This window comes from Streptomyces sp. NPDC054786 (assembly GCF_053611685.1).
In genome coordinates this window covers 47,760-74,537 of the sequence record NZ_JBSHAW010000039.1, presented here as the reverse complement: position 1 = coordinate 74,537, position 26,778 = coordinate 47,760, and the positions used below count along the sequence as shown (strand labels likewise).

27 protein-coding genes are annotated in these 26,778 nt (G+C 72.3%); 15 read left to right on the top strand and 12 right to left on the bottom strand.

Features of this window, described 5'->3' with window-relative positions; translation table 11 throughout:
- Positions 1 to 86: 86 nt before the first annotated feature.
- Positions 87 to 818 (bottom strand): DUF4097 family beta strand repeat-containing protein, encoded by a 732-nt coding sequence (locus ACWGI6_RS29110; protein ID WP_453270267.1) that lies wholly within the window; start codon positions 816 to 818, stop codon positions 87 to 89.
- A gap of 219 nt (positions 819 to 1,037) precedes the next feature.
- Here ACWGI6_RS29110 and ACWGI6_RS29105 point away from each other — a divergent pair, with 219 nt between their 5' ends.
- Positions 1,038 to 1,310 carry a DUF1876 domain-containing protein gene (locus ACWGI6_RS29105; protein ID WP_453270266.1) on the top strand — a complete coding sequence of 91 codons (273 nt, stop codon included), beginning with the start codon at positions 1,038 to 1,040 and terminating at the stop codon, positions 1,308 to 1,310.
- A 163-nt stretch (positions 1,311 to 1,473) separates the two neighbouring features.
- Here ACWGI6_RS29105 and ACWGI6_RS29100 read toward each other — a convergent pair whose 3' ends face one another.
- The 4 genes from ACWGI6_RS29100 to ACWGI6_RS29085 form a co-directional block, all read right to left on the bottom strand.
- Positions 1,474 to 2,802: an LCP family protein gene (locus ACWGI6_RS29100; RefSeq protein ID WP_453270282.1), complete on the bottom strand. Its 1,329-nt coding sequence runs from the start codon at positions 2,800 to 2,802 to the stop codon at positions 1,474 to 1,476.
- A gap of 294 nt (positions 2,803 to 3,096) precedes the next feature.
- Positions 3,097 to 3,345: a hypothetical protein gene (locus tag ACWGI6_RS29095; RefSeq protein WP_393908410.1), complete on the bottom strand. Its 249-nt coding sequence runs from the start codon at positions 3,343 to 3,345 to the stop codon at positions 3,097 to 3,099.
- A gap of 142 nt (positions 3,346 to 3,487) precedes the next feature.
- Entirely contained in the window at positions 3,488 to 4,453 is a 966-nt protein-coding gene (locus ACWGI6_RS29090; protein ID WP_453270265.1) for a M56 family metallopeptidase, read from the bottom strand.
- A gap of 3 nt (positions 4,454 to 4,456) precedes the next feature.
- Complete coding sequence (locus ACWGI6_RS29085; RefSeq protein WP_453270264.1) at positions 4,457 to 4,978, bottom strand: BlaI/MecI/CopY family transcriptional regulator; 522 nt, start codon at positions 4,976 to 4,978, stop codon at positions 4,457 to 4,459.
- Positions 4,979 to 5,337: 359 nt separating this feature from the next.
- On the opposite strand from ACWGI6_RS29085, the gene ACWGI6_RS29080 reads away from it, so the two are divergent.
- From ACWGI6_RS29080 to ACWGI6_RS29060, 5 genes are all read left to right on the top strand, one after another.
- Positions 5,338 to 5,568 carry a hypothetical protein gene (locus ACWGI6_RS29080; RefSeq protein WP_453270263.1) on the top strand — a complete coding sequence of 77 codons (231 nt, stop codon included), beginning with the start codon at positions 5,338 to 5,340 and terminating at the stop codon, positions 5,566 to 5,568.
- A complete protein-coding gene (locus tag ACWGI6_RS29075) occupies positions 5,565 to 6,551 on the top strand; it encodes an acyl-CoA desaturase (protein ID WP_453270262.1) in 987 nt (328 codons plus the stop codon). Before ACWGI6_RS29080 ends, ACWGI6_RS29075 begins: the two co-directional genes overlap by 4 nt.
- Positions 6,548 to 6,964, top strand: a complete 417-nt coding sequence (locus tag ACWGI6_RS29070; protein ID WP_453270261.1) for a DUF5994 family protein — start codon at positions 6,548 to 6,550, stop codon at positions 6,962 to 6,964. Before ACWGI6_RS29075 ends, ACWGI6_RS29070 begins: the two co-directional genes overlap by 4 nt.
- Positions 6,965 to 7,305: 341 nt before the next feature.
- Positions 7,306 to 7,848, top strand: a complete 543-nt coding sequence (locus ACWGI6_RS29065) for a DUF6344 domain-containing protein (protein WP_453270260.1) — start codon at positions 7,306 to 7,308, stop codon at positions 7,846 to 7,848.
- 253 nt (positions 7,849 to 8,101) lie between these two features.
- Positions 8,102 to 8,269: a hypothetical protein gene (locus tag ACWGI6_RS29060; RefSeq protein WP_453270259.1), complete on the top strand. Its 168-nt coding sequence runs from the start codon at positions 8,102 to 8,104 to the stop codon at positions 8,267 to 8,269.
- Between the two features lie 66 nt (positions 8,270 to 8,335).
- Here the strand turns inward: ACWGI6_RS29060 and ACWGI6_RS29055 are convergent, their stop codons facing one another.
- The 3 genes from ACWGI6_RS29055 to fabI are packed head-to-tail and all read right to left on the bottom strand — an operon-like array spanning position 8,336 to position 11,094.
- Positions 8,336 to 9,835, bottom strand: a complete 1,500-nt coding sequence (locus ACWGI6_RS29055; protein ID WP_453270258.1) for a class I adenylate-forming enzyme family protein — start codon at positions 9,833 to 9,835, stop codon at positions 8,336 to 8,338.
- On the bottom strand, positions 9,832 to 10,317 hold the full coding sequence (locus ACWGI6_RS29050) for a MaoC family dehydratase (protein ID WP_453270257.1): 486 nt from the start codon (positions 10,315 to 10,317) through the stop codon (positions 9,832 to 9,834). The genes ACWGI6_RS29055 and ACWGI6_RS29050 overlap by 4 nt, the downstream gene beginning before the upstream one ends.
- A gap of 6 nt (positions 10,318 to 10,323) precedes the next feature.
- Positions 10,324 to 11,094: an enoyl-ACP reductase FabI gene (fabI, locus tag ACWGI6_RS29045; RefSeq protein WP_453270256.1), complete on the bottom strand. Its 771-nt coding sequence runs from the start codon at positions 11,092 to 11,094 to the stop codon at positions 10,324 to 10,326.
- A 325-nt stretch (positions 11,095 to 11,419) separates the two neighbouring features.
- Between fabI and ACWGI6_RS29040 the strand changes: the two genes are divergently transcribed.
- Both ACWGI6_RS29040 and ACWGI6_RS29035 read left to right on the top strand, forming a co-directional pair.
- Entirely contained in the window at positions 11,420 to 11,674 is a 255-nt protein-coding gene (locus ACWGI6_RS29040) for an acyl carrier protein (RefSeq protein WP_453270255.1), read from the top strand.
- Positions 11,675 to 12,231: 557 nt separating this feature from the next.
- The gene (locus tag ACWGI6_RS29035) at positions 12,232 to 12,813 is read left to right on the top strand and encodes a hypothetical protein (RefSeq protein WP_453270254.1); all 582 of its coding nucleotides are present in this window, start codon (positions 12,232 to 12,234) and stop codon (positions 12,811 to 12,813) included.
- On the opposite strand, the gene ACWGI6_RS29030 is transcribed toward ACWGI6_RS29035, so the two are convergent.
- Complete coding sequence (locus ACWGI6_RS29030) at positions 12,803 to 14,044, bottom strand: helix-turn-helix domain-containing protein (RefSeq protein WP_453270253.1); 1,242 nt, start codon at positions 14,042 to 14,044, stop codon at positions 12,803 to 12,805. The genes ACWGI6_RS29035 and ACWGI6_RS29030 overlap by 11 nt on opposite strands.
- A gap of 416 nt (positions 14,045 to 14,460) precedes the next feature.
- On the opposite strand from ACWGI6_RS29030, the gene ACWGI6_RS29025 reads away from it, so the two are divergent.
- The gene (locus tag ACWGI6_RS29025) at positions 14,461 to 15,702 is read left to right on the top strand and encodes an aldehyde dehydrogenase family protein (RefSeq protein ID WP_453270252.1); all 1,242 of its coding nucleotides are present in this window, start codon (positions 14,461 to 14,463) and stop codon (positions 15,700 to 15,702) included.
- On the top strand, positions 15,699 to 17,414 hold the full coding sequence (locus ACWGI6_RS29020) for a thiamine pyrophosphate-binding protein (protein ID WP_453270251.1): 1,716 nt from the start codon (positions 15,699 to 15,701) through the stop codon (positions 17,412 to 17,414). Before ACWGI6_RS29025 ends, ACWGI6_RS29020 begins: the two co-directional genes overlap by 4 nt.
- A 592-nt stretch (positions 17,415 to 18,006) precedes the next feature.
- On the opposite strand, the gene ACWGI6_RS29015 is transcribed toward ACWGI6_RS29020, so the two are convergent.
- Positions 18,007 to 18,843: an ABC transporter permease gene (locus tag ACWGI6_RS29015; protein ID WP_453270250.1), complete on the bottom strand. Its 837-nt coding sequence runs from the start codon at positions 18,841 to 18,843 to the stop codon at positions 18,007 to 18,009.
- Positions 18,844 to 18,857: 14 nt separating this feature from the next.
- Positions 18,858 to 19,511 carry a DUF1707 SHOCT-like domain-containing protein gene (locus ACWGI6_RS29010; RefSeq protein ID WP_453270249.1) on the bottom strand — a complete coding sequence of 218 codons (654 nt, stop codon included), beginning with the start codon at positions 19,509 to 19,511 and terminating at the stop codon, positions 18,858 to 18,860.
- A 372-nt stretch (positions 19,512 to 19,883) separates the two neighbouring features.
- On the opposite strand from ACWGI6_RS29010, the gene ACWGI6_RS29005 reads away from it, so the two are divergent.
- Entirely contained in the window at positions 19,884 to 21,131 is a 1,248-nt protein-coding gene (locus tag ACWGI6_RS29005) for a helix-turn-helix domain-containing protein (RefSeq protein WP_453270248.1), read from the top strand.
- Positions 21,132 to 21,191: 60 nt separating this feature from the next.
- Here ACWGI6_RS29005 and ACWGI6_RS29000 read toward each other — a convergent pair whose 3' ends face one another.
- Positions 21,192 to 21,371 carry a DUF5708 family protein gene (locus ACWGI6_RS29000; RefSeq protein WP_030075520.1) on the bottom strand — a complete coding sequence of 60 codons (180 nt, stop codon included), beginning with the start codon at positions 21,369 to 21,371 and terminating at the stop codon, positions 21,192 to 21,194.
- Between the two features lie 541 nt (positions 21,372 to 21,912).
- On the opposite strand from ACWGI6_RS29000, the gene ACWGI6_RS28995 reads away from it, so the two are divergent.
- Genes ACWGI6_RS28995 through ACWGI6_RS28980 form a run of 4 tightly spaced genes read left to right on the top strand, consistent with a single transcriptional unit; the run spans position 21,913 to position 26,750 of the window.
- The gene (locus ACWGI6_RS28995; protein ID WP_453270247.1) at positions 21,913 to 23,172 is read left to right on the top strand and encodes a beta-ketoacyl-[acyl-carrier-protein] synthase family protein; all 1,260 of its coding nucleotides are present in this window, start codon (positions 21,913 to 21,915) and stop codon (positions 23,170 to 23,172) included.
- Positions 23,173 to 23,187: 15 nt separating this feature from the next.
- On the top strand, positions 23,188 to 23,985 hold the full coding sequence (locus ACWGI6_RS28990) for a GNAT family N-acetyltransferase (RefSeq protein ID WP_453270246.1): 798 nt from the start codon (positions 23,188 to 23,190) through the stop codon (positions 23,983 to 23,985).
- Positions 23,982 to 26,663 carry a class III lanthionine synthetase LanKC gene (gene lanKC / locus ACWGI6_RS28985; protein WP_453270245.1) on the top strand — a complete coding sequence of 894 codons (2,682 nt, stop codon included), beginning with the start codon at positions 23,982 to 23,984 and terminating at the stop codon, positions 26,661 to 26,663. Before ACWGI6_RS28990 ends, lanKC begins: the two co-directional genes overlap by 4 nt.
- Positions 26,664 to 26,750: a class III lanthipeptide gene (locus ACWGI6_RS28980; protein ID WP_199812551.1), complete on the top strand. Its 87-nt coding sequence runs from the start codon at positions 26,664 to 26,666 to the stop codon at positions 26,748 to 26,750.
- Positions 26,751 to 26,778 lie beyond the last annotated feature (28 nt).

Below are 26,778 nucleotides of genomic sequence, written 5' to 3'. Positions count from 1 at the left end.
GGTCCGTCCCGCCCCGGTCGGCAGGCGGCCGGGGCCCGGCGACCGGGCCCGCTCGGCCGTCCCCGGCCCCGCCCGATGCCACGGCATCAGGCGGGGCGTGCGGTGATGTCCCCGTTGCTGGTGGTCAGGTCCAGGTGGAAGCGTCCCGCCGGGTCCTGGGCGACACCTATGTGCTTGGCGCCGTTGCTGGTCTCCGCGGCCACCCGGTACGGCCCCTTCGGCAGCCGCAGGGTGATGCCGCCGTTGGACGTCTTCGCCCGGACGCTCTGGGCGAGAGCCGGGGTGAGATCGATCGCCCCGTTGGAGGTCTCTGCCGCGATGCGCTTGCCGGACAGGCCGCGTCCGGTGATCCGGCCGTTGGAGGTCCGTGCGTCGACCGTGCCGGCCACGCCGTCCAGGTCGATGGTGCCGGAGCTGGTCGTCACCTTCACCGGGCCCACCTCGGTCAGATCCACCGAGCCGGACGAGGTCTCGCCGCTGACCGGGATGCCCGCAGGCAGCTCGACGGTGTAGTCCACCGAGCAGTTCTTGCCGCAGCCGGTCAGCACCAGCACACCGTCCTCGACCCGGTGGGTGGCCCCCTTGGGCCGGTCGCCGTGGTACGTCACCGAGCGGTGGACCGAGACCTTGCCGCCGCCCTTGCCGCCGTGCACCGTGAGGCCGCCCGAGGTGCTGTCCAGCCGGACGGCCGTGATCTTCTTCGACACCACGGCGTCGTCTCTGAAGGTCTTCCCGGGCAGCAGTCCGCATGCGCTGATGCCCACTGACCCGATGGCGGACATCGCGACGATCCCGATGAAGCGGACGCGCTTGCGCATGAAATCCCCCGGAAAGCTCGGTAGTTGGTGAGGCGAGGGGGCGCCCGCCGCCCGGTTCCCCGCTACGACGAGGCTAGGGCGGCGTGAGGCGGCTCCACCATGAGGAAAACCCCCGGATCGAGGTGTGGCGGGCCCCAGGTGCGGCCCGCGGACGCCGGTGCGAGGATTTTCGTGGGGGCGGTTCATGTGCTGTTTATGGGGCGGACGAGGAGGCTTCCGGTGACTGGCACGAAGACATGGAACGCCGAGATCAGCATCACCGAGACCGACAGCGAGGTCCGGGCCGAGGCCAGGCTGCGTGGCAAGGAGGGCGGGCAGCTGGTCGGCCAGGGAGCGGCTCGCTGTAACCCCGCCGACGAGAACGTCCCGGCCATCGGGGACGAGCTGGCGGTGGCCCGTGCGATGTCGGACCTCAGCCATCAGCTGCTGCAGCGCGCCGCGCACGACATCGAGGTGCACACGGCCCGGCCGGTGGAACGCCTGCACGCCTGAGGGACCCGGGCCGTCGGGGCCCGTCCGGCAGATCGTGGACGGGCCCCTGTCGGCATGACGGAGGGCACGCCGCCTCGGCACGGAGCGCGGCGCGGGCCGCAGCAGTAGGCAGAGTGGTACGCACACGTCGGCAGGACGCAGCGCGCCGGGCCGACGCGGTTCCTCAGGGCATGTCCGCCGGGAAGTCCGGCCCGATCGTCAGCGTCACGGCGCCCGGCGCCGCCCCGGCCGACTCCGTGGCCTTGGTGCCGGGGAGGCGGGAGGCGAGCACCTCGCTCTGCGTCTTGAGCGCGGCCGGGTAGGTGACGGTGGTCTTGTCCGTCGCCGGGGCGTTGCCGGTGCCGGTGACCGTGAAGCCGAGCTTGCGCAGCTGGTCGGCGGCGGAGGCGGCCCGGCCGGGGGCGCCGGTGCCGTTGAGGACGCGGACCTGCACGGAGTGCGCGGTCACCGGGTTCTTGGCGGCCTCGGCGAGCTTCTTCTTTCCGGCGGCGCCGATCTCGCGGTCGTGCGCGAGGTCGCTGAAGAGCTGACCGGCCTGCGGATACTGCCAGACCACATTGGCCTTGTCGGTGGGGACGTCGGCCTCGCGATAGTAGTTGGGGACGGTCAGGAAGGTGAGGCGGTCGGTGGGGATGTCCTTGACGGTCGAGGCCAGGTCGTAGAGCGGCTTGAGGCCGGCCAGGTCCTTGTCGGTGGTGATGGACTTGGTGGCCGAGTCCAGGAAGTCGTAGAGCTCGCCGGGGCTGGTGAGCTTGGACTGGGCCTTGGCGCCCAGCGCCTTCATGAACTCCTGCTGGCGGCCGATGCGGCCGAGGTCGGAGCCGTCGCCGACGCTGTAGCGGGTGCGGACGTAGCCGAGCGCCTTCTCGTCCCGGACGTTCTGACAGCCCGCGTCCATGTCGAGATGGGCCTTCTTGTCATGGATGGCGTGCTGGGGGCAGACCTCTATGCCGCCCAGCGCGTTGACCATGCCCTTGAAGCCCTGGAAGTCGACCGAGGTGAAGTGGTCGATGCGCAGCCCGGTGTTCTTCTCGACGGTCTTGATGGTGCAGGCCGCGGCCTTGCCGATCTCGCCGGAGTCACCGCCGATCGAGAACGCCTCGTTGATCTTGAAGTGGTGCGGGGACGACTTCGAGCCGTTGCCGCGGGTGCAGGCGGGGATCTGCACCCAGGAGTCCCGGGGGAAGGACAGCGCGGTCGCCCACTTACGGTTGGCGGCGATGTGCAGCACCATCAGGGTGTCCGACTGCATAGTGGTCAGGCCCTTGCCGTACTTGGCGTTGGCGCCCGCGCGGCTGTCGGAGCCGACGACCAGGATGTTCTTGGAGCCGGGGCTGAGATTGACCGGCCGGGCGCCGTCGACCCCGATGTCCGCGCCGTGGATATTGCCGTCCAGGTGCTGGTAGACCCACGCCCCGACGCCGGTCGTGCCGAGCAGCAGCACGCCGAGCGCGCCGCCGGTCCAGGCGAGGATGCGGCCGCGGCGGGTCATCCGCAGCGTGCCCGTACCGCCCGCCCGGCCGGAGCCGTCGCCGGATCTGCGGGAGCCGCCGGACGGTTTGCGGCGCGAGCGGGTGCCGGACGCGCGGGAGCCGCCGGACGCGCGGGAGGCGTCGCCGGTGGTACGGGACGATCCGGATGCGCCGCCGCTGCCCCGTCGGGCCGTCTGCTGGTGCGTCTGCCTGTCATGCACGCCGATGGCCCTTCTGGTCCTTCTGATGCTGGTGGGGCGTTACGGGGGAGGGGGCGGCAGCGGCGGCCGGCGGTGCCGGCGGGAGGTGGCGGGTCAGATGCCGGTGCTGGGCAGCAGCAGGATGGACTCGGGGTCGTAACGCAGCCACTGCGGACACGCGCTGCCGGGCAGGGTGCGCAGCCGGCACCACAACTCGCCCGCCCCGTCCGTCCACCAGGCGTTGATGCGGCCCAACGTCCACCGGCCGTCCGGGTATTGGACCTCCACCGGCTGATAGACCCATCGCACCTCCGCCTCTGGAGGCGGGCAGTCCCAGGTCAGGAGTCCGCACCTCGTTGCCATCTCCCCCTCCGGCCACGCCTGTTGCGCATGTGCGCGCCACTCTACCGGGAAGATCTACAGTGTTGTAGAAGTTGCCTGGTATGGGGCGGTCACCGCGCGGTGCGCGGTGCGTGCCCGGTGAGGGTCAAGGGTCAGTGTGCCCCTAGAGCGGCGTTGCTGCCTTCAGAACAACGAACAGCGCTACCGCCGCGTTGAGCGCGGAGACCGCGGAGGCGGCCGTGCCCGCCGCGGCGACCAGGGCCGCCAGACCGGCCGGGGTCAGCGCCGGCGGCCAGTGGCGGGCCGGCGGCACGGGCCCGAGCAGTGCCGCCACCCGGCGCGGCACCGGCCCGGGTTCGGGCGCCGCGAAGTGCGCCGGCCCCGCTGCCGGCGCGGGCCGCGTGACCAGCGCCGCCTTGCCCACCGCACGCGCCGTCAGCCGCCGGTCGCCGACCACCTGCGCCGCCTCCTCGTCCGCCCAGCGCTCGGTGGCGAAGGCGACCGCGGAACGCAGCGGCAGCAGCAGCGGGTTGACGCAGCCGGCCAGGCGTACGGCGAGCAGATAGCGATGGTGGCGGCAGCGCAGATGCGCGCGCTCATGGGCGAACAGGGCGCGCCGCTCGTCGCCGTCCAGGCTGCGCAGCATGCCGCGGGAGACCGCGATCCGGCCGGGCCTGGCGGGCCGTCCGGGGCGGGCCGGGGTGCCGGGCACGGCGTAGGCGTAGGGCTCGTCGTCCGGCAGCACGACGGGGCCGGTGCCGGCCGGCAGCACGTCCAGCGCACGGTGGGTACGGGCCCGGATGCGGCGGTGCCGGCGCAGCGTGGCGCCGCACACGATGAGCGCGGCGGCCAACAGGGGGATCGCGGCGACGCCGGCGACCTCGGCGGACGGGACGGCGGCCCGCACCTCGGGGTCCGACCAGCCGTCGGGCAGTGGATTGCCGCGCAGTTGGGCGGTGCCGACGACCACCAGCAGACCCAGGCAGAGCGTGTTGCACAGGCCGAGGACCGCGGCGAGCAGGGTCAGCAGACGGGTGGTGGCGCGCGGGTGGAGGTGCTGCTCCGCGAGCCGGGCGATCGGCAGCGCGGTGAGCGGCAGGACGAGCGGCAGGAAGACGAAGACACCCACCGGTCAGCCTCCGCGTGCTTCGTCCGAGGGATGGTGCCGTCCGGGGGCCGGGGCTGCGCCGGGCTCCTCGGCGCGGGCCGGGTCCTCGGCGGTCATGGGGGCGCCGGTCGTCCCGGCGCCGGCGGCCGCGTCGCGGTCGAGGAGGGTGCGCAGCAACTGCTCGTCATGCGCAGAGAGCGCGGAGACGAAGCTGGTCAGCACGGCGTCCCGGTCCGGTTCGCCGTCCAGGACGCGGCGCATCCGCAGTGCGGCGAGCCCGGCCTCGTCGGCGGCCGGGGTCCAGACGTAGGCGCGGCCGGACCGCTCGCGGGTGACGGCCCGCTTGGCGTGCAGCCGGGACAGGATCGTCATCACGGTCGTGTACGCGAGGTCACCGCCGAGCCGTTCCTGCACCCAGGCGGCGGTGGCCGGTCCCGGCGAGCGGTGCAGCGCGGCCAGCACCTGGGCCTCCAGCTGGCCCTGCCCCCGCCTGCGGGCACGCTCCCGTCCGGAGCCGCCGAAGCTCCCGAAGGACTTCCCGCCCATGCCGTCGCCTCCCGCCGCGCCGGGCGTCCCGGTGGCCGGGACGTCGGGGCATCCTACTGAGCGGCCGGATCCGGGCGGTGGTCCGCGCGCGGCAGCCGGACGCCGCAGACTCTCGTCTCCTTACTTCTACACTTCTGTAGATTTTGAGGCTCGCCCGGAGTGCAGGCAACGCCTGGAGGGAGCCATGGGAGCCCCCGGCGGCGGCCGCCCGCACCGCCCGCCCGCCGTCCCGCCTCCCCGGGTGCGCCTCCTGCCCATAACCGCCCACAACGGGATGTACAGGCCCACCGCGGGGTACCTTGGAAACACCGGAACCGAAGGATGCCGAGGGACGCCCGGCATTCGGTGAGGTGAGCACCATGCAGACTCTGTGGACCGTGGTCGTGCTGCTGGCGCTGGTCGCGCTGGGGGCGCTGTTCATCGCCCGGGTCAATGCCCAGGGAGCCGGACGGATGGCCGGCCACCGGTACGCGGACTGGAAGCAGTCGATACGGCAGCGGAAGCACAAGCGGCCGCACGACGATGCCCACCCCGGAACGCCGGTGCCCGGCCCACCGCCGCCCCCGGGGAAGGCGGGTGACGACCCGTGACGTCCGCCGCCCGCGATTTCCCGCCCGCACCGGACTATGACGGCACCTCGCCGTTCCCCGAGAGCACCGCCGAGCCCCCGCCGACCAGCGGCCGCCGTATGTACGTCACGGTGACCGGCATCATCGTCGTCGCCCCGTTCGTCGGCCTGGCCGTCGCGATCCCCCTCCTGTGGGGCAGCGTCGTACACCTCACCGACCTCGTTCTGCTGGCCGTCTTCTATGTCATCAGCGGCCTGGGCGTCACCGTCGGCTTCCACCGCGGCCTCACCCACGGCAGCTATACCGCCACCCCCGCACTGCGCGTCGCGCTCGCCCTCGCGGGTTCGCTCAGTTTCCAGGGCGATGTCATCGACTGGGTCGCCACCCACCGTCGCCACCACGCGTACACCGACCGGCCCGGCGATCCGCACTCCCCCTATCGCTACGGCACCAGCCTGCGCGGTCAGCTGCGCGGGCTGGTGTACTCGCACATCGGCTGGCTGTTCGGCAACGACCCCACCTCGCACCGCCGCTTTGCGCCCGATCTGCTCGCCGACCCCGGGATCCGCGCGGTCGACCGGGCGTTCCCCCTGCTGTGTCTGCTCACGCTCGGGCTGCCGTTCGGGCTGGGCTGGGCGCTCGGTGGCTCCTGGGTCACCGCGCTGACCGCCCTGCTGTGGGCGGGGTTCATCCGGATCGCGCTGCTGCACCACGTCACCTGGAGCGTCAATTCGCTCTGCCATGTCATCGGTGAGCGGCCGTTCCGCACCCGGCGCCACGACCGGGCGACCAACCTGTGGCCGCTGGCCCTGCTCTCGTTCGGCGAGAGCTGGCACAACCTGCACCACGCCGACCCGACCTGCGCCCGGCACGGCGTCGACCGCGGTCAGCTCGATGTGTCCGCCACCGTGATCCGGCTCTTCGAACGCCTCGGCTGGGTCCGGGACGTGCGCTGGCCCGATCCCGCACGGGTGGCGGCCCGCCGCACCAGGAGCACCGCATGACCACCGCCGGCGGCCCTCCCCCGCATCACGCGCCACCCCCCGTCGCCCGTCTGACCATCGCCCCGCACACCGATACGGTGCGGTGCATCGACGGTGTCTGGTGGCCCCACTCGCCCGACCTGCTGGCCGAACTCCCCGAGCTGCTGGCCGCCCTGCCCTTCGACTGGCCCCGGATCTCGCACGCCACGGTGAACGGCGCGCCCTGGCCCGCCCTGCCCGCCCGGATCCTCGTCGAGGGCCATGTCGTCCGCCTCCGCAGAACCACCGGCCGCCCCGGCCCGGACACCGTCTGCCTGGTCTCCCCCGGCCACGGCCGCTGGGACCTGCTGATCATCCCGCCCGACACCCCCGAGCCCGAGGCCGTTCGCATGATGGCGGAGATGGCGCGCACGGGGGAGCTGGCACCGGCCTGAGCGGGACAAAGCCTCACCCACGCACCCGGTGGGACCTCGCCCGTCCCGTTCGGAACGGCATCAACCGATCGCCTGACCGCGGTCTGCGACCCGTCGCCGGCCTGCCGTCCGACGGCTCTGGCTACTGCGTACGGGTGGTGTTCATCGGAAGAACGCCGATCCCGGGGCGTCGGTCCGTGAATCTTCCCATTGCGTACTCATCATAAGAAAACGCAACAGAAGCGACGCCATCTAAGCGGTGCACCGGAAGCGGCGCAACTGAAGCGAAGCAACAGAGGAAACACCACCGAAGTGGACGCAACGGATCTCTCGGGGAGATCCTCGATCGAAAGTGAGGGGCCATGGCTGCGACCAAGGTCATGAAGTTCTGGGCGGTGTGCCTTGCCATGCTGGGCAAGCTGCTGGCGTCACTGGGTGTCTCCGCGGCGGCATCGGCCGCGCGCCGGGATGCCGCACTGTACGAGCGGACCCTGGGCAACGGGAACGCGGGCACCGACGCACCGGGTGCCGAGGCCCCGGAGGCGGCGCACTGCGCCGCACCGGACCCTGGGCCAGGGACAACAGGGACCCCTGCCGTGCCCGCGCCGCGCGCCGTACCGCTGTTCGGCCAAGCCGAGCCCGCCCGGCGGATGTTCGCCCGGCCCGAGCTGCCGCCGACGATCAAGCAGCGCATCAGCGCCGAGGCACATGGAACCTCGCCCGGTCTGCGCAGCCGCAGCCGCACCCGCACCGCGCAGCTGATGGCCGACGAGCTCGCCGACTCGGCCGTGCCCGCGCCGGACAGCGGTGCCGGGGCCACGCCGGACAGCGGTGCCGAGGCAGACGCACGCGCAGCGGCCGTCCCGGCGGCCCGTCGTCATGCGCACACCGCTCGCGTCGTCTGAACGGTCGGCAGCCGCTGTGCAGCCGGCCCCACCGGCCCTGAAAAGGGGCGAAACGGCGCGTGACAGCTCCGCGCCCAGGAGACCGGACGCCAACGGATTCCACCAGGAGCACGCAGAGGTGCTCCGCAGGAAGCGCGCACTTGTGATCCACCGGCAGCGTGCAGACGCGATCCACCGGATGCATGGGGATCCGGTCCACCGAGGTATCCGGATCTGATCCACGCGATACGGACCCGGACGCCAACGCCGAGGCGTGAGCCAGGCTTCGATGCAGAGGCCCGAGCCCGACGTCAACACAGAGGGCGACGCCGTCGTCGGCGACGAAGCGCAAGCCGATGACGAAGCGCAAGCCGATGACGAAGCGCAAGAGGACGACGAAGCGCGGGACGACATGTTCCACGTGAAACATCCGCAGACGTGAACCACCCGGAGATGCCGGAACACCCACAGACTTGAACCACCCGCGATACGCCCGGAGTTCTACCGCTCAGCCCCCGACCGGGGCGCCGGTCCCCGGACCCCCTCCCAGCTCCAGCCCGAGCTCCGCACGCAGCGCACGCGTGTCGGGCTTTCCGTTGGCAGTGAGCGGGAAGTGGTCGACGACATGGACCGCATTGGGCTGTTCATACTCCGCCAGGTGCTCGGCGAGCCGCCGGCGCCAGGTGAGCGGGGCCGCACCCTCGGGGTCGGCGACCACGAAGTGCAGTGCACTGCCACGGCGTTGGTCCTCGACCGCCAGTACCTTCACCGGCCGGCCACCGGCCTCGGCACGGCGTTCCAGGCTCTCGGGGTAGAGCGTGAAGCCCAGCCGGTGCACGGCCTGATTGCGGCCCACCACCCGCACGGTGCCGTCGGCGTCGACGCTGCCCAGGTCGGCCGTCGGATACCAGCTGTCCGGGTCGACCGGTGTGAGCGAGCCGTCCTCCTGGAGGTAGCCGGCCATCAGTCCGGGGGAGCGCACCTCGATGCCGCCGAGCTCGCCGGGGCGGGCAGCCGTGCCGTCGGGGCGCATGACGCGCAGCCGTACGCCGGGCAGCGGACGCCCGCAGCCGTGCGGTGCGTCGGGGGTTGCCAGTGCGACATTGCCGAGTTCCGTCAGACCGTAGCCGTCCAGGAGTGGGCGGCCCATTGTCGTGTGGAAGGTCTCGGCCAGTGGGGCGGGCAGCGGTGCACCGCCCACACCCCAGAGCCGTACGCCCGCGAGTCCGGCGCGTACCTCCGGGCGGCGGCGCACCACGCCGAGGAGCGAGTGATACGTGGACGGGGCGGCGTCCACGGCGGTGGCGCCGTGCGCCGCGGCCTGGCCGACGGCCGCGTCGAGCCGCTGGTAGGGGGTGACCAGCAGGGTGCAACGGGCCAGCCACCACAGCAGGATGACGGAGAGCCCGTACTGGTGTGAGAAGGGCAGCAGGGGTGCGAGGACGTCGTCCTCCCGGTAGCCCATGGCCTGGATGGTGCGCAGTGAGTTGTCGAGGACGGCCCTGCCGGGCTTGATGATGCCCTTGGGCCGCCCGGTGGTGCCGGAGGACCACAGGACGAGGGCGTCGGGGCGGCGGAACCAGGGCGCCAGATCGACGGCGGCGGGCGGCGGCGGGGCATCGGTGGCCGGCCGGGGGTAGTGGATGACGCGCCGGTCGGGGATGCCGGGGAAGCCGGTGGCGCGGTCGGCGGCGGTGACCAGCCAACGGGCCTGGGCCTGACGGCCGGCCGCGGCGGCGTCGGCCGCGGAGACCCGGTGGTCGAGCGGGATGAGGGAGGTGTCCAGCTGCATCAGGGCCAGCAGCGTGACGACATAGTCGACGCTGTTGTCACCCTGCACCAGGACCCGGTCGCCGGTGCGGAGGCCGAGCTGCCGTAAGGCGTGTGCGGTGGTCCGTATCCGGCGGCCGAGCGTCGGGCCGTCGAGGCGGCCGGTGCCGCCGAGCGGGGCAGCGGTGCCGTCGACGAGCCGGGCGGCGGCGACCGGAGGGGCGATGGTGTCGGTCATGGGTGCTCCGATCCCGTGGTGTCGAGCGGGCGCCGGGTGGGCCACGGTGTGGTGGCCGGGCACAGCAGCGTGGACGTGGTGGTGGCCACCCAGGCGCCGCCCTCGTCGCGGAACTCGCAGTCGAGGGTGAGGAGTGGGCGGCCGGCGAGGGTGGCGGCGGCAAGGCGCACGGTCGCGTGCAGGGTGTCGCCGGCGTGTGCGGGGCGGGCGTGGCGCAGCGTCTGCGCGCGGTGCACGGCGCCCTCGGTGGTCGGGAAATCCGGTTGGGCGGCGAGGAGTTGGTCCTCGGCGTCGGTGGCGAGGGTGGCCAGGTAGGTGGGCGGGGCGACGATGTCCGGGTGGCCGAGGGCGCGGGCGGCGGCCGGATCCGTGTACGCGGGGTGGGGGTCGCCGAGCGCGGCGGCGAAGGCGGCGATCCGCTTCCGCTCGATGGCGTACGGGCCGCAGCAAAGGGTCGTGGGCGCCGCCGCTCTCTCCGTCATCGCCGCTCAGTCGCCGACCATGTGGTGCCCGCCGTCCGCGTGCACGATCTCGCCGGTGGTGGCGGGCAGCCAGTCCGACAGCAGCGCCACACAGGTACGGGCGACCGGCCCGGCGTCCTGCGGATCCCAGCCGAGCGGGGCGCGGGTCGCCCAGCTCTTCTCGAAGGACGGCCCGTCACCGCCGATACCGCGCGCGGCCAGAGTGCGCAGCGGGCCGGCCGCGACGAGGTTGGCCCGTATGCCCTGCCCGCCCAGGTCGCGCGCCAGATAGCGGGAGCAGGCCTCAAGTCCCGCCTTGGCGACGCCCATCCAGTCGTAGCCGGGCCAGGCGCGGGAGGCGTCGAAGTCGACGCCGACGACGGAGGAGCCGGGGCGGAGCAGCGGCCGGCAGGCCATGGTCAGCGCCACCAGGGAGTACGTCGAGGTGTGCAGGGCGGCGGACACATCGCGCCACGGTGCGGTCAGGAAGCCGCCGTCCAGGCAGTCGGCGGGGGCGTTGGCGACGGAGTGCAGTACGCCGTCGAGGCCGTCGAGGTGCTCGCCGACCCGGTCGGCGAGGGTGCTGAGCTGCTCTTCGTCCGTGACGTCCAGCTCCACGACGGGGGGCACTTCCGGCAGCCGCCGGGCGAGCCGGGCCACCAGACTCGGCCGCCCGTAGGCGGTGAGAACGATCTTGGCGCCCTCTTCCTGGGCGAGCCGTGCCACCGCGTAGGCGATCGAGCTTTCGGTGATCACACCGGTGATGACCAGCTGCTTTCCGTCGAGCAGACCGCTCATGCGGTTCCTCCGTCTGACTCATTCTCGACTTCAGAGTCACTGAACATAACTCAGAAGCATTGTCCTGGCTTGGTCTTGATAGACAGTCGTTGACAACCTATCGGACCTCCAGTTGACTAGAGTAGTCAAGCATAGTCAAAACAATGACTCTTATGTCACGGGGGATTCGGATGCCGCGCCGGAGCACGTTGCTCCTCGATGTCGCCGCCCCCCGCCGAGGTGCCGCAGCCCGCCGCGGGCCGCCGCGTGCGCCGCACCCGCACCGCGGCCCCGGGGCCGCGCCCTCCACCAGCACCACCCCGAACTCCCCAGAGAGGTGACCGTCATGACCGTCCCGACCCGCGAAGAGATCGTTGCTCAACTCGCCGAGATCCTGCACGAGGTGTCCGGCGTGGTGCCGGCCGAGGTGACCGAGGAGAAGTCCTTGGTCGAGGAGCTGGATGTGGACTCGCTCGCGATGGCCGAGGTCATCGTCGTGGCGGAGGAGCGCTTCGGAGTCGAGCTGCCTGAAGAGGAGATGAAGGACATGCGCACGGTTTTGGACATCGTGATCCGGGTGGAGAAGCAGTCGGCGTCCTGAGTGCGGCCCCTGGCCGGTGCGCTTCCGCCGACCGCGCCACACCGGCAGAAGCGCACCCGTGCAAGGGATGTGAATAAGAGTCAGATTGCCGTCAACTGGCGATCGACCAGTCCTCGACTTGCGGTCGCCCGGGGTTCACCGCGTCGCGCCGGTCCGTACGTTGGCGAAATCTGGTAATGCCCCCGGGTAAAACAAGGTTGATTTTCGGTCGTCGCTTGTTGACGCAGGCATAGACCAGGGTTACCTTGAAGATCTCCGGAGGGTGAATCAAATCGACTCGGTGCACTGCTTTCTCGGATGTGACCATTCCGGAAAGGAGACATGGTGCGAGGGGATCTATGCGGGGGGACCAGCTTTCCTGTGGCGCGCATTCGCTCAACCACGACGTCCCGGCCAACGCGCCCCGAGAGGGCGCCAGTTGGGATCCGTCCCGCTCATCCGAATTAGCCGACGGCTGTTTGCATATATTCTCGAACGTCCCCGGTGACATTCGACAACCCGACTGTTTAACGAAATTTCTGGGCCGACTGCTGCATTGTTCCCCGAGCGATATTCCGGTGACCAGGGACGGCTTCGGGCGACCGGTGTTCGCCGAACCGCCCGCCACGACCGGCTGGCCGGTGGGCTCCCGCCTTTGTCTCGACGCCGGTGCGGACACGGGCCGGCAGTTCCTGGTCCTGACCCGGGATCTCCCGGTGGCCCTTTCCGTGCACACCGTGCCGCGCGGACCGGTCAGCGAACTGCTGCTTCCCTTCACGCCGTTGGAGCGCGGCTACGTCCAGGAGGCTCCCGTGGGCCGGCGGGCACAGCGACTGGCCCAGCTGTGGACCCGCAAGGAAGCGGCGCTGCGGCTGACCGGCCGGGGCGAGCTGGCCGCCGCCGACGCGATCGACGCGCTGAGCGGCGCCCGGGTGGGCAAGATTGTGATCCCCGGCTCCCCCGCACGCCCCGGCGGCACCGCCTACGTCCGCGATCTGCCCGCCGGTCCGCGGGCCGTGGCCTGCGCGGCGACCTCCGCTCTGGCCCCCGAGGTCCGGCTCTGGCGGGCGAACTCCCCTGACGGGCCCGCCCATACGCACGGCGGCCCGGCGGCCGAGGCGGGAACCGCCGCCCAGGCCACGGATACCGCTACGGCATGAGCACCGCGTGCGGATCCGGTCCCTCGCCCGCACGGCCCCCCGCGCTCAGCTCACGCCAGCTCTCCAGCGCCAGCCGGAAGGCGCCGGCCTTCTCATAGCCCTCGGCGGCCTCCTTGAAGTCGGCCTCCGCGGCCTCCTCCCCACCGTCCGCGCGATGGGCGCGGGCCAGGTGGAGCAGACAGCGGGCACGGTCGAGGGGCGTCAGCCCGCTGACATCGGGGTCGATCGCGGCGGCGTGCCCGGAAGCCGCCACCGGCGCGTGGCGCCGCAGTGCCGCGGCCGTCTCCAGGACGGCCAGCCAGGTCCTGGCGGGCGGGGTGTCGACGAGCGCGGCGGCCTGCCGGGCCCGCTCCAGCAGGGCGTCGGCCTCCTCCGCCGGGCCCGCCGCGAGCGCCAGCAGCGTACGGGCGCGGGCCAGCCGCAGCCGCAGCCGCATACCGTCCGTCGCGGCGAGCAGTTGCTCCGCCTCGGCCAGCAGCTCCAGCGCCCGGTCCGGGTGCCCGCCGAGATACTGCGCACCGGCCACCGCCCACAGCGCGCTCGCCCGCAGTTCACCGGCCGGCAGGGGGACGACCTCCGCCTGCAGCTCCGCCCCGAGCTGCTCGGCGCGGCTCCACTCCCCGCTGTCGACGGACACGGACAGCAGCGCCACCCGGGCCTGTGCCCGCTCCGGGCGGCCGGGTTCCAGCTCGCCGGTGACCCGGACCGCCTCCTCGGCGAAGCGGACCCCGTCCGAGAGACGGCCCGCGGCGCGCAGCAGCTGGGCGAGTTCGATGGCGACGCGGGCGTGCAGCACCGGGGCGGAGCGGGTGAGTGGATCGTCGAGGAGCTGCCGCAGCGCCGCTTCATGGCGGGCCGGGTCGTCGAGCCGCCCGAGGACGGTGGCCAGTTCCCAGTGCGCCTCCCAGCGCACCTCGTCCTGACCGGTGCCGGCCTGCTCCACCACGGACTCCAGCTGCCGCCGGGCCGCCGGCCAGTCACCGGCCAGCTGGCTGGCGCGGGCGGCCACCAACTGGCCGACCAGGCCGAGGCGTCGGGTCAGCCGGTCGCCGGGCTCGTCGCCGGCGCACAGCGCCTCGACCGTCGTGCCGAGGCGCTCCGCGATGGACCGGGCGATCTTGGCGCCGGGGATTCTGCGGCCGTTCTCGACCAGCGAGACATAGCTGGGGGAGAGATCGTCCGCGGCGAGGTCCCCCTGGGACAGACCCTGAGCGCGCCGGACCTCCCGCACTCGCTTACCGAAAGCAGGCTGCTCAATCGTCAAGAAAATCGCTCGCAGTTGAGTGGGGCGGACGGACGGGGACGGGGGCACGACGGCTGCGGACAGAGGGAACGTGATGGCCGCGAGTCTACTCATCGCGGGCCCGCTCAGAGGTGCCTGTGGACGGCCTGCCTCCCGGCCGGGAGTCATTTTTTGTCACTTGCGGAGCTCGGCATTCCCGTTGTCTGTATATGGGCATTGCAACAGCTGGGAGGCCAGCTCGTGGGCGCTGCGCCGGGCAGGGCGGGGGTCTGGGGCGCCTCGCGGACCTCCCGGAAGCGGGGCCGCTTGTCATATGAGGCGGTCGAGTGCAATGACTTTGCTTGACAATAAATGACAATTGGCTGACGCTGACCCTCCATGGACTACGCCCCGAGGAGGGACATATGAGCTCCGCTCCCGCATGGCCGACCGTGGCCGCCGAGCCGGAGGACAGCACCGACAGCCGGCGCGCGGCGGCCTTGCACCGGGTCCGGGACTTCCTGGTCAACGACGCCGGTACCGTGCACGAGCTGCTGTGCGAGATCTCCACCCACAGCGCCGCGCGCTACGAGATCGAGTCGACCATTGCCACCCTCGACGGGGCCCTGGACGAGGTGGCCGCCCACCGGCCCGGCCGGGTCCCCCGGCTGGCCGCCTTCATGCCGTCGAACGTCATCCTCTACTCCTACGCCCTGTACCTCCTGGTCCCGGCGCTCTACACCGACCGGCTGGTCTTCCGTCCCTCCAGCCGGGTCAAGGACCAGATGCGCCGGCTGCACACCCTGCTCGCCGAGCGGCACGGTCTGCCCATCACCCTCACCGGCGCCAGCCAGCGGGAGTTCCTGCAGGACCACGTACGCCCCGCCGATGTCGTCGTCTTCACCGGCGCCTACGCCAACGCCGAACAGATCCGCGCCCAGCTCTCCCCCGGGCAGCTCTTCCTCTTCCTCGGCTCCGGAGTGAACCCGTTCGTCGTCGCCCCCGGCGCCGATGTCGAGCAGGCGGCCCGCGACGCGATCGCCGTCCGGGTCCTCAACACCGGCCAGGACTGCCTGGGGCCCGACCTGTTCAGCGTCCATGACTCGCTGCTCGACCCGTTCGTGGACGCCCTGGTCAGCGAGCTGAAGGGGCTTCGCTACGGCCCGTACTCCGACCCGGAAGCGGACTTCGGGCCGATCTTCTACGAGAGCGCGCTGGAGGACGGCGCACAGTTCCTCGCCCGCAACCGCGCCGGCATCGTGCACGGCGGGCATGTCGACTTCCGCGCCCGGCGGCTCGATCCCACCGTCGTCGTCGGTGCGGAGGTCACCCCGCGCACCCACGTGCCGGAGTTCTTCGCCCCGATCTTCAATATCGCCGGCTACCGCGACGAGGGTGCGCTCGCCGCGACTCTCACCACCGGCATGTTCACCGAGCGCGCCCTGGGCTCCAGCGTCTACGGCCACGCCCCCGGCCTCGTGGACGCGCTGCGCCGTCGCACCACCGTCACCCTCGACACCACCTTGCTCTCCATCGACAACGGCAACGCCCCGTTCGGCGGCTACGGCCGGATGGCCAACTACATCGCCGACGGCGAGGACGTGCGGGCCGAGCCCGTACTGATCTCCAAGGCCGTCGCCGCCTACCGTCCGGGAGCCGGCCGATGACCCCTGCCACCCACCCCACCGCCTGGGCCGCCATCGCCGATCACCTCCACCACCTCGGCACCGACGTGGTGTTCGGGCTGCCCGGCGACGATATGGCGCTGCTCGGCGAGCTGGAGCGGTCCGACACCACGGTGGTGCTCTGCCGCGACCAGCGCAACGCCCTGTTCATGGCGACCGGTTACGCGCTCGCCGCGGGCCGCCCCGGCGTCTGTGTGATCGGCAAGGGCCCGGCGCTGACCAATGCGCTGACCGGCGTCCTGGAGGCGCGCTCCGCCGCCGCGCCGCTGATCCTGATCGCCGACGGCACCCGGCTCGACCGGCTCGGCACCGGCGCCTTCCAGGAGCTGGACCAGCTGACCGCGATCCGCCCGTATGTGAAGTGGGCGACCCGGGTCGACCATCCCGAGCGGCTGCCCGGCGCCCTGGAGAAGGCCGCCGCGCTCGCCGTCAACGGCGCCCCGGGGCCCGTCTACCTGGAGCTCGCCGAACAGATCGCCGCCGAACCGGTCCCCCGCAGCGGGCCGTGGCGCCCGGCCACGCCCCAGCGGCCGGCCCCGGACCCGGACGCGCTGGCCGCCACCGCCGCGCGGATCGCCGCGGCCGAGCGGCCGTTGCTGCTGGTCGGCGGCGGGTCCCGGCACCGCAACACCGGCCGCCGGATCGAGCAGTTCGCCGAGCGGCTCGGCGCCGGCCTCTTCAGCACCGCCTCCGGGCGCGGCACGGTCGCCGAGGACCACCCGCTCTACTGCGGCGTCAGCGGCCTCTACACGGTCGCCCCGATGGACGCGCTGTGGCGCGAGGCGGACCTCGTCATCGCGCTGGGCAGCCGCCTGGAGGAGACCGCCACCTTCGGCTGGCCCGAGGAAGCAGCTCAACTCCCGGTCATCCAGGCGGTGTTGGGTGAAGAGAACCTGGTCATGGAGCGGCCCGGCGGCTATGTGCTCGGCGACGCCGGACGGATCGTCGACGGCTGGGCGGGGCTGCTGGCCGGTCACCGGGCCGCCGACGCCTGGCCGGCGCGGGTCCGTGCGGCGCGGGCCGCGCTGGTGCAGCGCGCCGCCGACCGTGCCGAGGAGGCGGCCAAGACGGTGACCGAGGGGGCCGTGCCGGTCGCCCGGGTGCTGGCCGCCCTCGACCAAGCCGTCCCCGCCGACCGGGTCCTGGTCCAGGAGAACGGCCTGCAGGACATGTGGTCGTACTTCTTCCCGCACTGGTCGCTGGGGTCCGGCGGCGGCTCCGTGGTGCCCAGCGAACAGACCCCGCTGGGCTTCGGCGCGGCCGCCGCGGTGGGCGTACGGCTGGCCGAGCCGGCCGGGCGGCCGGTGGTCGCGGTGGTCGGCGACGGCGCCTTCAACCTCTTCCGCGGCGAGCTGCCCACCGTCGCCGACGCGGGCGTCGCCGTCCTCTACGTCGTCCTCGACAACGGCGGCTACGGCTGGCTGCAGTCCAACCTCGACCGGGTCTCCGGCACCGGCTCGCGGTTCGCCTTCACCCGCCCCCGCCCGACCGGTACCGAGGGCCTGACCGGCGCCTATGGCCTGGGCTACCGGCGGGTGACGGACGCCGACGAGCTGCCCGGGGCGCTGGCGGACGCCTGGCGGCGGGTCGCGGCCGGGACCACCACCGTGGTGGAGGTGACGACCGCACTCGCCGACACCCCGCCGGGGATGACGGCCTCCGCGGGGGACTTCCCGGAGCGGGAGGGCCACTAGGGCCGTCTGCCTCGCGGCGTCCGGCACGCACTTCCCCTACGCGTGAAAGGCGCGGGGGAGCCTCCATCCGGGTTATCGGGATCATCCCGGTACCCGGTTACCCGGTATCGGGAGGCTTCCCCGCCTTGCGATCGCACGCACCGGATGCCGTGAGGCCCGCCGTACGGGCGAACAACGGGACGTTGACGACAGGCCCTGTGCCGCGGGTGAGGCGACAACGCGGCGAGGGGCCGTACCCGGGGCACCTCCCAGCGTGAGCCGGGGGAGTGTCGCGGGCCCGCGCCTGATCCGAAAGACCCGGCCCGGCGCCGGCTGCCGCCGTCCCTGTCCCCGGACCCGCACCACTGCGGCCGGTCGCCGTCGCGGCGGAAGAACGCTGCCCCGCGACGGCGCGACGCCGTGGCGGTGCGGGGCCGACGGCAGGCAGGACGGCAGGCGGTATCGCGTACGCACGGTTCCGGCGGGGATGGTCGCGTGCCCGGTCCCCCTCCGCCCCGGGGGTGGCCGGAGGGGGCCGGGCACGTCTTCTTCGTACGGAGGGAGCCACGCCGAGGGCGTGCCGGGGAGGCACTCCGTTCCGTACGGATCGGTGTCAGGTCTTGGTGCGGAACTTGACGACGGCCGCCGGGGCGGTGAGCGCGGTGAGGCCTGCCGACCACACCAGCGTCCAGAGCACCGGGCCGGCCACCGGGCCCTCGCCCAGGGCGAGTCCACGGGCCGCGTCGGCCATGTGGGTCAGGGGGTTGAAGCGGGTGAAGGTGTACAGCCAGTCCGGCATGGTCGAGGTCGGTACGAAGATCGAGGAGCCGAACTCCAGCGGGGTCAGCACCAGGACCGAGAGCCCCTGGATGGCCTGCGGGGTGCGCAGGGTCAGGCCCAGCAGCATGAAGCCCCACACCAGTGAGGTGCCGAAGAGGGCGGTCAGGCCGATCGCGGCCAGCAGACCCGGCAAGTGCGCGGTGACGTCGAAGCCGAGCAGCGCGCCGACGATCAGCAGCACCGTGATGGCGACCAGCATCCGGCCGGTCTCCACCACGACCTTGGCCAACAGGACCGACGAGCGGGAGATGGGCATCGTGCGGAAGCGGTCCATCACGCCTGTACGGAAGTCGTCGTTGACGCCGACGCCCACGGCCATGGCGATGGTCATGCCGAGGATCACCATCAGCCCCGGTACCAGGAAGGCGGTGTACTGCGCGCGGTCGCCGCCGGCGCCGATCGAGCCGCCGAAGACGTAGACGAACAGCAGGGGCAGCACGATCGGCATCAGCAGCGCGTCGGACATCGACGTCGGGTTCTGCCGGATGTGGAGGAAGTTGCGGCGGACCAGCGCACCGGTGTGCCGCACCGTGGCCCACAGGCCGATCCGGCCCTCGTCGCGGAGCGGGGCGGACGGCCCGGAGCGGGGCAGGACCTGAGCGGACGTCACGGATTCTCCTCCGCTCAGGCCCGGTTGCGGCGCTCGTCGAGCCACTTCTGCCAGTACGTGCGGCGGTCGCTGTCGGGGTGGGCGACGATGATGTCACCGAGGACGGCGGAGCCGGTGATGCGCACGAGCGGGGTGACGGCTTCCGGGCCGGCGTGCTCCCGGGTCAGGTTGCGCAGATCGCCGAAGACCTTGCTGCAGTTCATCTCGACCCGGACGCCCTCCGGGAGGACCAGATGTACATCGCCGACGAGCGCGCGGGCCGCGATGGTCAGCTCGCCGGTGGACGGTGCCGGGGAGGCGCACAGGTCGAGGGTGAGATCCCCGAAGACGGCGGTCGCCTCGATGCCGTGGTCCAGAACGGGGCTGTGGTGGACGAGGTCGCCGAACGTGGCGCGGAAGGTGCGCTGTCCCGTCGGATCCGTCGATGCGGGGGGTGTCACATGCGGCAGATCCTCGCCGACGGACATCAACTCCGCGCGGGTACGCGCCAGATAGGCCGCTTCGGACCGCTCGGCCAGCTCCTCCAGGGTTAACCGGCCCTCCACGGTGGCCTCTCTGAGCTGTTCGACCATGTTCTCGCGTTCGGCGTCCGAGGCCAGCACCGACGGCGAGGAGGTGGAAAGGGACGCCAAATCCTTCTGCAGATCAGGGCGTTGGGGCTGCGTCATGGGTGGTGCCTCCGCGGAGTCCGGCGGTGGTGGGGCGCTTGCTGCGTCATCCGACCACGTCACCGGGGAGGTGTGCATCGCCGTGCGGTAGTACATCGAAAGGTTGACCCACGGCGCCGCCGCACACAGTTCGGTGTACCCGGCGGCCGGTTTTTCGGCGGGTGCCCCGGTCTCTCGTGGGGGTGCTGTGCGCAATGCGCCGAGGCCATCGAAATGATCTCGGCGGACTCGGTGAAGACCCGATGACGGAATCCGAATAGCGGTCGACTTCTTCTTGACTGCTTGGTAAAGTGACTAGCACTCATTGTGACTCGGCGATTTGATGCAGCCGGCCGGGGCCATCCACTGTTCGAAATCCGGAGGGTTTGTCGAATGCCTGAGCTGGCGGCCACCGGGAGGAGAATCAAAGAACTTCGGGTCGGCGCTGGAATGACACAGCACGACCTTGCCGGGTCCGACATGTCGTCCAGCTACATCTCGCTCGTCGAACGCGGGAAGCGTATTCCCAGCGGCCGGGCACTCAAGATCCTGGCGGAACGCCTCGGGGTCGGCGTGGACGAAATATCCGGCACCGCCGAGCAGGCCGAAACCACCGGCCGGGTCCGCAGGCTCGACCTCGTCGGGCGATTGGTGGCGGCGCGCAGGCAATGGGACGGCGGTGACGCCGAGGGTGCGCTGTCGGAATTCCGCGCACTGGCCGAGATGGGGCCGGCCGCACGGCAGGACGACGTATTTACCGAGGCGCAGCTCGCCATTGCCGAAATACTGGGCACACTCGGCCGCGCGGACGAGGGCGCCGAGGTCCTGCTGCGGATGCTGGACGCGCTGGCCCCCGCGCCGTACGCCGAGCCCCGGCTGCGCGCCCTGATCGCGCTCGCCGATCTGCTGGAGTCGGCCGGCCGGGTCCAGGACGGGCTGCGCTACGCGCTCACCGGCTCCCTCGAATGCGCAGATCAGCGACCGGGCACCGGATTCCACTCGCTGCTGGTCCTCGATGTGCTCACCCGCTGCGCCTATTGGAGCGGCTGCCCGGACTGGGCCCCCGATACCGACCACGGCCGGCCCTCGGCGGACGGTGTGCTCTCCGGTCCGCGCGCCGCCATCGATCTGCACCGGGCGCTCGACCTGCGCGACCGGGGCGAGGTGGAGCGCGCCGTCGCCCTGCTGGGGGAGTGCGCGCGCCGGGTCACCCCCGCCGCCGGCTTCCCGCTCTGGGAGAAGATCAACGGCCATTACGCCCTGCTCTTGCTGCACCGCGGCGAGACGGCACAGGCGCGCAGCATCGTCGAACGCGGCCTGGTCGTGGCCTCGGTGGCGCAGGAACCGGAGTTCCCGCTCTGGCTCACGGCCGCGGAGGCGGTCTGCGCCGAGGCGGCCGGTGACACCGGCCGCCTCGTTGTGCTGGGCGAGCGGCTGGCCGCGCTGCCCGATACCGGCCGCAGCCATGAGAAAGCCGCCGCGCTCTGGGAGATCGCGGCGGCATGTGAGCGGGTGGGGGACCGGGAAAGGGCGGCCGGACACTTCCGGTATTCCGCCGAGCTGTTCCGGCGGGCCCAGGCGTACCGGCACGCCGAGCGGGCCCGGGAACGGCTGGCTGATCTCATCGAAAAGCGGGACTGACGACTACCGGGGTCTCGGTGCCGCTGCGGCGCAAATGCCGTTATTGCGCGCAATGCGCGTTTATTTATTAGCTTTCTTTCCCAATCCCAGTAGCGCGAACAAGGCCTCCGCGCCGCCGATGATCGCCAGGATCAGCCCGGCCTTGTGAAGCGAGACGATCGGGGTCTCCACTTCCTTTGTGGTCAGCCATAGGACCAGACCTACGATCGCCAGAACAATGCCTACGGCAATACCCTTCATGGGTTCCCCTCGTTCCTTGTGATGTGTCGGAGCTCGTTGTACGGACCAGCGTCCCGCCCGGCCGGCACATTCGGATCATCCGCAGGTAGGCACTTTCCGCCCCGCCGCTGTCACTTTCTATGTACTCCCGGCCTTGCCGGGGGGAGGTGTGGGGGCGCCGGCGGGGGCGCCGCGGGGCCGCCAGGGACCGGCAGGGCCCGCCCCCAGCAGGGGCTCGACGGGTGTGGGCGGCGGCCCGGCAGTGATCCGGCGGCGGCCCGGCGACGGCTCTCCCCCGGTCGCCGCCGTCCGCCGTCCGCGCCCCCGGCCTCCCCGTCAGCGGCAGTCGCATTCCCGCCAGAGTCAATTTTCATGACTCTGTCAGTCATCTCGTTGAGAGCGTTTCCGCTGGTACGAGGCCTGCGGGTCGGTAGATGCGGAGAACCGCGACGGACGGTCTTCCCAGAGAACTGTTGACAGGCCAATGACTCGCCTGTCATGTTTCTGGTCATGAGGACGCCCCAAGCGTGACAACGGGGCAGAAAAGTAGGAGGCGGCTTTCATGGAGTTACGCGAGGATCGGCGGCGCGTTGTCGTCACCGGCTGCGGCGTGGTGTCCCCCGTGGGAAACACCACCGCGGACTTCTGGGCCGCCCTCCTGGACGGCCGCAGCGGCCTCGGCACCGTCACCCGCTTCGACGCCTCGGACCTCCCGGTCCGGATCGGCGGCGAGGTCACCGGCTTCGACACGACCGGCTACCTCACCCCGCAGGAAGCCCGGCGCAGCGACAGCTTCACCCAGTACGCGGTGGTCGCCGCCGCCCAGGCCCTGCGGGACGCCGGCCTCGAACCGCCCGTTGGCATCGACCCGTACCGCTTCGCCGCGGTGATCGGCTCCGGCTACGGCGCCGCCTCCGCGATCCAGCAGCAGTACGACGTCCTCAAGAAGCAGGGCCCGCGGCGGGTCTCCCCCTACCACTCGGTCCTCACCGCCATCGACCACCCGGCGAGCCTGCTGTCCATCAAGTACGGCATCGGCGGCCCCAGTTGCGCGGTGTCCGCGGCCTGCGCCACCGGCGCGGTGGCCATCGGCGAGGCGGCCGAGCTGATCCGCCACGGCCGCGCCGATATCGCGCTGGCCGGCGGGGCGGACGATTCGCTCACCGCCGTCGACCTGGCCGGCACCGCCAACGCCCAGGCCCTCTCCCGCCGCAACGACGACCCCGAAGGCGCCAGCCGGCCCTTCGACCGGGACCGCGACGGCTTTGTGATGGCCGCCGGCGCCACCGTCCTGACACTGGAGGAGGCCGGGCACGCCGAGCGCCGCGGCGCCCCGATCCTCGCCGAGGTGGCCGGTTACGCCGCGACCACCGACGCCCACCACCCGACCGCCCCCGACCCGACCGGCGCCGGAGCCATCCGCGCGATGCGCGGCGCACTCGCCGACGCGGGCTGCGCCCCCGAGGACGTCGGGCAGATCAGCGCCCACGGCACCGGCACCGTGCTCAACGACCGCATCGAGGCCGCGGCGCTGCGCGAGGTGCTCGGCCCCGACCAGCTGCGCCGTACGCCGGTCACCGCCGTCAAGAGCATGACCGGGCACATGCTCGGGGCCTCCGGGGCCGCCGAGGCCGCCGCCGCGGTGCTCTCGCTCCGCGACCGCAAGATCCCACCGATCCGTAACTGCGACCACCCCGAGGAACCGGATCTCGACCTGGTCATCAAGGGCGCCCGTGACTGGGACGGCGACGTGGTGCTGAGCAATTCCTTCGGATTCGGCGGACACAACGCCGTACTCGTACTGACCCGCTACACCGGCTGAGGAGGGAGACGCACCGTGCAGGGACGACTGGTGACCTTGGAATGGCCCGGCGACGACGACTGGGCCGCGATCGCCTCCTGGCTGCGGCCCGGCTCGCCGGCCGCCGTGCTCAGCGGGGACTGGGAGCTGCTGGGCGCCGCCGAGGTCGAGCAGGCCAACCGCTCGGGACGGGTCCACCATCTGGTGATCCGTACGAAGGACGGCGAGGGCATCGGCACCGTCAGCTACCAGCGCAGCGGCCGGATCGGCGGCTTCACCGTCGGGGGCGCGATCGGCTCCCCCGAGCTGTGGCGGCGCGGCTATGGCGCGGAGGCCGTCGTCCTGCTCGTCGACTACCTCTTCCACCAGCTCGACGCGCACCGCGTGCAGGTCACCACAGCCGGCTACAACAAGGGCATCATCCGGCTGATGACCAAGACCCGGTTCGTGGTCGAGGGCATCCTGCGCGACCACTGCTATCTCGACGGGGCGTATCACGACTCCATCGTGTGGGGGCTGCTCCGCGACGAGCACTACGCCTCGCTGAAGCCCAGCGCCGACAACCGCGTACTGGCCGTGGGACTCGCCGACTTCGTGGACGAGGACGACAAGACCCAGGCCCGCGCCATCCTCGCCGAGCATCTGACGACGACCCGCCGCACCGCGCTCGCGGGGTTCCTGGACGACGAGAGCACGCGCCACGACGAGGCCGCGCGCCACGACGAGGCCGCGCGCCACCACGAGGCCACGCCCGGCAGCGCCGACGGGCCGCACGGCACCGTCCTGACCCCCGAGCCCGCCCCGGCCGCCGCACCCGCCCGAGGTGCCGCATGAGAGACGGCGCCGAGAGCTTCGCCCTGGCCGACCGCACCTTCTTCGACTGGCCCGGCAACTGGGACCTGGAGGCCACCCGCTTCCCCGCCCCGCCGCTGCCCGACGGCTGGACCCGCGAGGACAACGAGGCCTGGACCTTCTGCCGTCCCGCCGAGGACCAACTCCCCGACCAGGGCTGGAAGATCCACGTCAGCGCGGCCCAGGAGGATGCCCACCGCACCCTCGCCGAGGTCGCCGCCCACTGCACCCGGCACGGCATCGCCTTCAAGTACCTCAAGAGCGCCAACGTCCTGCGCGCGCTGAGCCGCAAGTACGCCCAGCGCTCCTCCGCCGGCAAGCTGCTGACCGTCTACCCCGTGGACGAGGCCGAGCTGGCCCGCACCCTCGAAGGACTGGACGCGCTCGTCGGCGGCCGTCCGGGCCCGTACGTCCTGACCGACCTGCGCTTCCGCCAGGGCCCGCTGTACGTACGCTACGGCGGCTTCCGCACCCGCTACATGGAGGACGGCGACGGCGAGCTGGTGACGGCCTTCCGGCGTCCCGACGGCACCCCGGAGCCGGACCGCCGGACTCCGGTCTTCCACACCCCCGACTGGGTGGCGGTGCCGGACATCCTCAAGGACTCGCTGGCCGCCCGGCAGGCCGTGGACGACTTCCCGTACCGGATCACCGGGGCGCTGCACTTCTCGCACGGCGGCGGCGTCTACCGCGCCGAGCCGGCCGGCGACCACGCCCTCGGCGCCGGGGAGCGCAGCGTCGTCCTCAAGGAGGGCCGGCCGTACTCGGGTACGGACGGCGTCGGCCGCGACGCGGTCGCCCGGCTCGCCCATGAGCACCGGATCCTGGCGAAGCTGGCCGGACTGCCCGGCATCCCCCGCACCTTTGGCACCTTCCAGGTCCGCGACCACCTGTTCCTGGTCCTGGAGGAGGTCGAGGGGCAGGACTTCCAGTCCTGGCTGGCCGGGATCTATCCGCTGACCGTGCCCGAACCCGACGAGGCGGCCGTGGCCGCCCACCGGGACCGCGCCCTGGCCCTGTTCGGCCGGATCGAGGCGCTGATCGCCTCGGTGCACGGGCGCGGGGTCCGCATCGGCGACCTGCACCCGGGCAACTTCATCATCCAGCCCGGCGACATCCCCGTCCTGCTGGACTTCGAGGTGGCCGACGCGATCGACCTGGCCACCCCCAGCAGCCTCGGCGCCCCGGGCTTCCACCGGGCCGACGCCACCGGCGCGGACGGTGACCACTACGCACTGGCCGCCATCGCGCTGTGGCTGTTCCTGCCGCTCGCCGCGCTCGGCGGGCTGGCTCCCGACAAGGCGTCGGCGCTGCTCGACACCGCGGCACGCCGGTTCGGCCTCCCGGGCGACCTGGTGGCACGGCTGGCCCCGCAGCTCGCCCCCAACGACAACACGACCTCCCCGCTCCGCAGCGCCCCAGGGGCGTTCCCCCCGCCCGACGTACTGACCTCGATCGGCCGCGGGCTGCGCGACAGCGCCACCCCGCACCGTGAAGACCGCCTGTACCCCGGCGACTTCGCCCAGTTCGCCGAGGGCGGCGCGGGCTTCGGACACGGCGCGGCCGGCGTCCTGTGGGCCCGCCACACCGTCCTCGGGGAACGCGACGAGGAGGGCGCGGCCTGGCTGCGCGCCGCCGTCGACCGGGTCCCCGCCGAGCGGACCGGCTTCTACGACGGCCTGCACGGAATGGCCTACGTCTTACGGGAGTTGGGCGACGACGAAGGAGCCCTGCGCGCCCTCGACCGGGCCGCTGACCGGCTCTCCGTACGCCACTGCCCCAGCCTCTACCGCGGCCTGTCCGGCGTCGGTCTGAACCTTCTGCACTTCGCCGACGCACTGGACAGCGACGCCCTGCGGCAGCAGGCCCTCGGCCTCGCCGACCGGGTCACCGAGCGGCTCGCGGCGGCCCGCACCGAGCCCGTCGAGCACAAGCGCCGACGCGGCTCCACCCACGCCGCCGGGCTGATGTACGGCTGGTCGGGACCGGCGCTGTTCCTGCTCCGCGCCCACCGGGCCACCGGCGACCGGGGCCTGCTGGACGAGGCGGTCCGGGCCGTGCACCGCGACCTCGACCGCTGCGCGTCAGGACCGCAGGACACCCTTCAGGTCGACGAGGGATTCCGGCTGCTGCCCTATCTCGACAACGGCAGCGCGGGCATCGCCCTCGTGGCGGCCGAACTCCTGCGCCACCGCGACGACGCGCGGATCCGCGAGGCCCTGCCGGCCCTGCTGCGGGCCTGCTCCTCCGACTTCGTCATCGAATCGGGGCTGTGGGGCGGACGCGCCGGACTGATCGGCACCCTCGCCACCTTGCGCGAGTGGGTCCCGCTGCCCGCGGAGACCGCCGAGCGGCAGCTGCGCCGCCATCTGACCAACCTTCACCAGCACGCCATGACGCTGAACGGCGCGACGGTCTTCCCCTGTGACGGCCGGGCCCGGATCTCCATGGACGTGGCCACCGGCGGGGCCGGCGTACTGCTGGCCCTCGGCGCCGCCGAACGGGGCACCGAACTGCTCCCGTTCCTCACTGACTCGCGGTCCGCCGCGGCCGTTCACTCGGCCGCCCCGGAGCGCGCCCGCGGCGCCCATGGCGCCGCGACCCCCACCGCCCCGTCCGGGACGGCGGGCACTGCGGACAACGGAAGGGAGGTGTCGTAAATGACCATCATGGATCTTCAGGGTCTGGAGGTGCCGGGCGAGCGTGAGGCCCAGGCGCTCGGCTCCACCGTCAGCACCGGCTGCTGATGTGACGCCGGCGGGCCGTGCACCGCAA

Bases quoted from the DNA above. Each gene is read 5' to 3' on its own strand.
- ACWGI6_RS29050 (WP_453270257.1), bottom strand. From the start codon at position 10,317: ATGACGGAGAGAGCGGCGGCGCCCACGACCCTTTGCTGCGGCCCGTAC.
- lanKC (WP_453270245.1), top strand. From the start codon at position 23,982: ATGAGAGACGGCGCCGAGAGCTTCGCCCTGGCCGACCGCACCTTCTTC.
- ACWGI6_RS28995 (WP_453270247.1), top strand. From the start codon at position 21,913: ATGGAGTTACGCGAGGATCGGCGGCGCGTTGTCGTCACCGGCTGCGGC.
- ACWGI6_RS29000 (WP_030075520.1), bottom strand. From the start codon at position 21,371: ATGAAGGGTATTGCCGTAGGCATTGTTCTGGCGATCGTAGGTCTGGTC.
- ACWGI6_RS29010 (WP_453270249.1), bottom strand. From the start codon at position 19,511: ATGACGCAGCCCCAACGCCCTGATCTGCAGAAGGATTTGGCGTCCCTT.
- ACWGI6_RS29005 (WP_453270248.1), top strand. From the start codon at position 19,884: ATGCCTGAGCTGGCGGCCACCGGGAGGAGAATCAAAGAACTTCGGGTC.
- ACWGI6_RS29085 (WP_453270264.1), bottom strand. From the start codon at position 4,978: ATGGGCGGGAAGTCCTTCGGGAGCTTCGGCGGCTCCGGACGGGAGCGT.
- fabI (WP_453270256.1), bottom strand. From the start codon at position 11,094: ATGAGCGGTCTGCTCGACGGAAAGCAGCTGGTCATCACCGGTGTGATC.
- ACWGI6_RS29110 (WP_453270267.1), bottom strand. From the start codon at position 818: ATGCGCAAGCGCGTCCGCTTCATCGGGATCGTCGCGATGTCCGCCATC.
- ACWGI6_RS29040 (WP_453270255.1), top strand. From the start codon at position 11,420: ATGACCGTCCCGACCCGCGAAGAGATCGTTGCTCAACTCGCCGAGATC.
- ACWGI6_RS29070 (WP_453270261.1), top strand. From the start codon at position 6,548: ATGACCACCGCCGGCGGCCCTCCCCCGCATCACGCGCCACCCCCCGTC.
- ACWGI6_RS29080 (WP_453270263.1), top strand. From the start codon at position 5,338: ATGCAGACTCTGTGGACCGTGGTCGTGCTGCTGGCGCTGGTCGCGCTG.
- ACWGI6_RS29065 (WP_453270260.1), top strand. From the start codon at position 7,306: ATGGCTGCGACCAAGGTCATGAAGTTCTGGGCGGTGTGCCTTGCCATG.
- ACWGI6_RS29020 (WP_453270251.1), top strand. From the start codon at position 15,699: ATGACCCCTGCCACCCACCCCACCGCCTGGGCCGCCATCGCCGATCAC.
- ACWGI6_RS28980 (WP_199812551.1), top strand. From the start codon at position 26,664: ATGACCATCATGGATCTTCAGGGTCTGGAGGTGCCGGGCGAGCGTGAG.
- ACWGI6_RS29100 (WP_453270282.1), bottom strand. From the start codon at position 2,802: ATGACCCGCCGCGGCCGCATCCTCGCCTGGACCGGCGGCGCGCTCGGC.
- ACWGI6_RS29095 (WP_393908410.1), bottom strand. From the start codon at position 3,345: ATGGCAACGAGGTGCGGACTCCTGACCTGGGACTGCCCGCCTCCAGAG.
- ACWGI6_RS29055 (WP_453270258.1), bottom strand. From the start codon at position 9,835: ATGACCGACACCATCGCCCCTCCGGTCGCCGCCGCCCGGCTCGTCGAC.
- ACWGI6_RS29025 (WP_453270252.1), top strand. From the start codon at position 14,461: ATGAGCTCCGCTCCCGCATGGCCGACCGTGGCCGCCGAGCCGGAGGAC.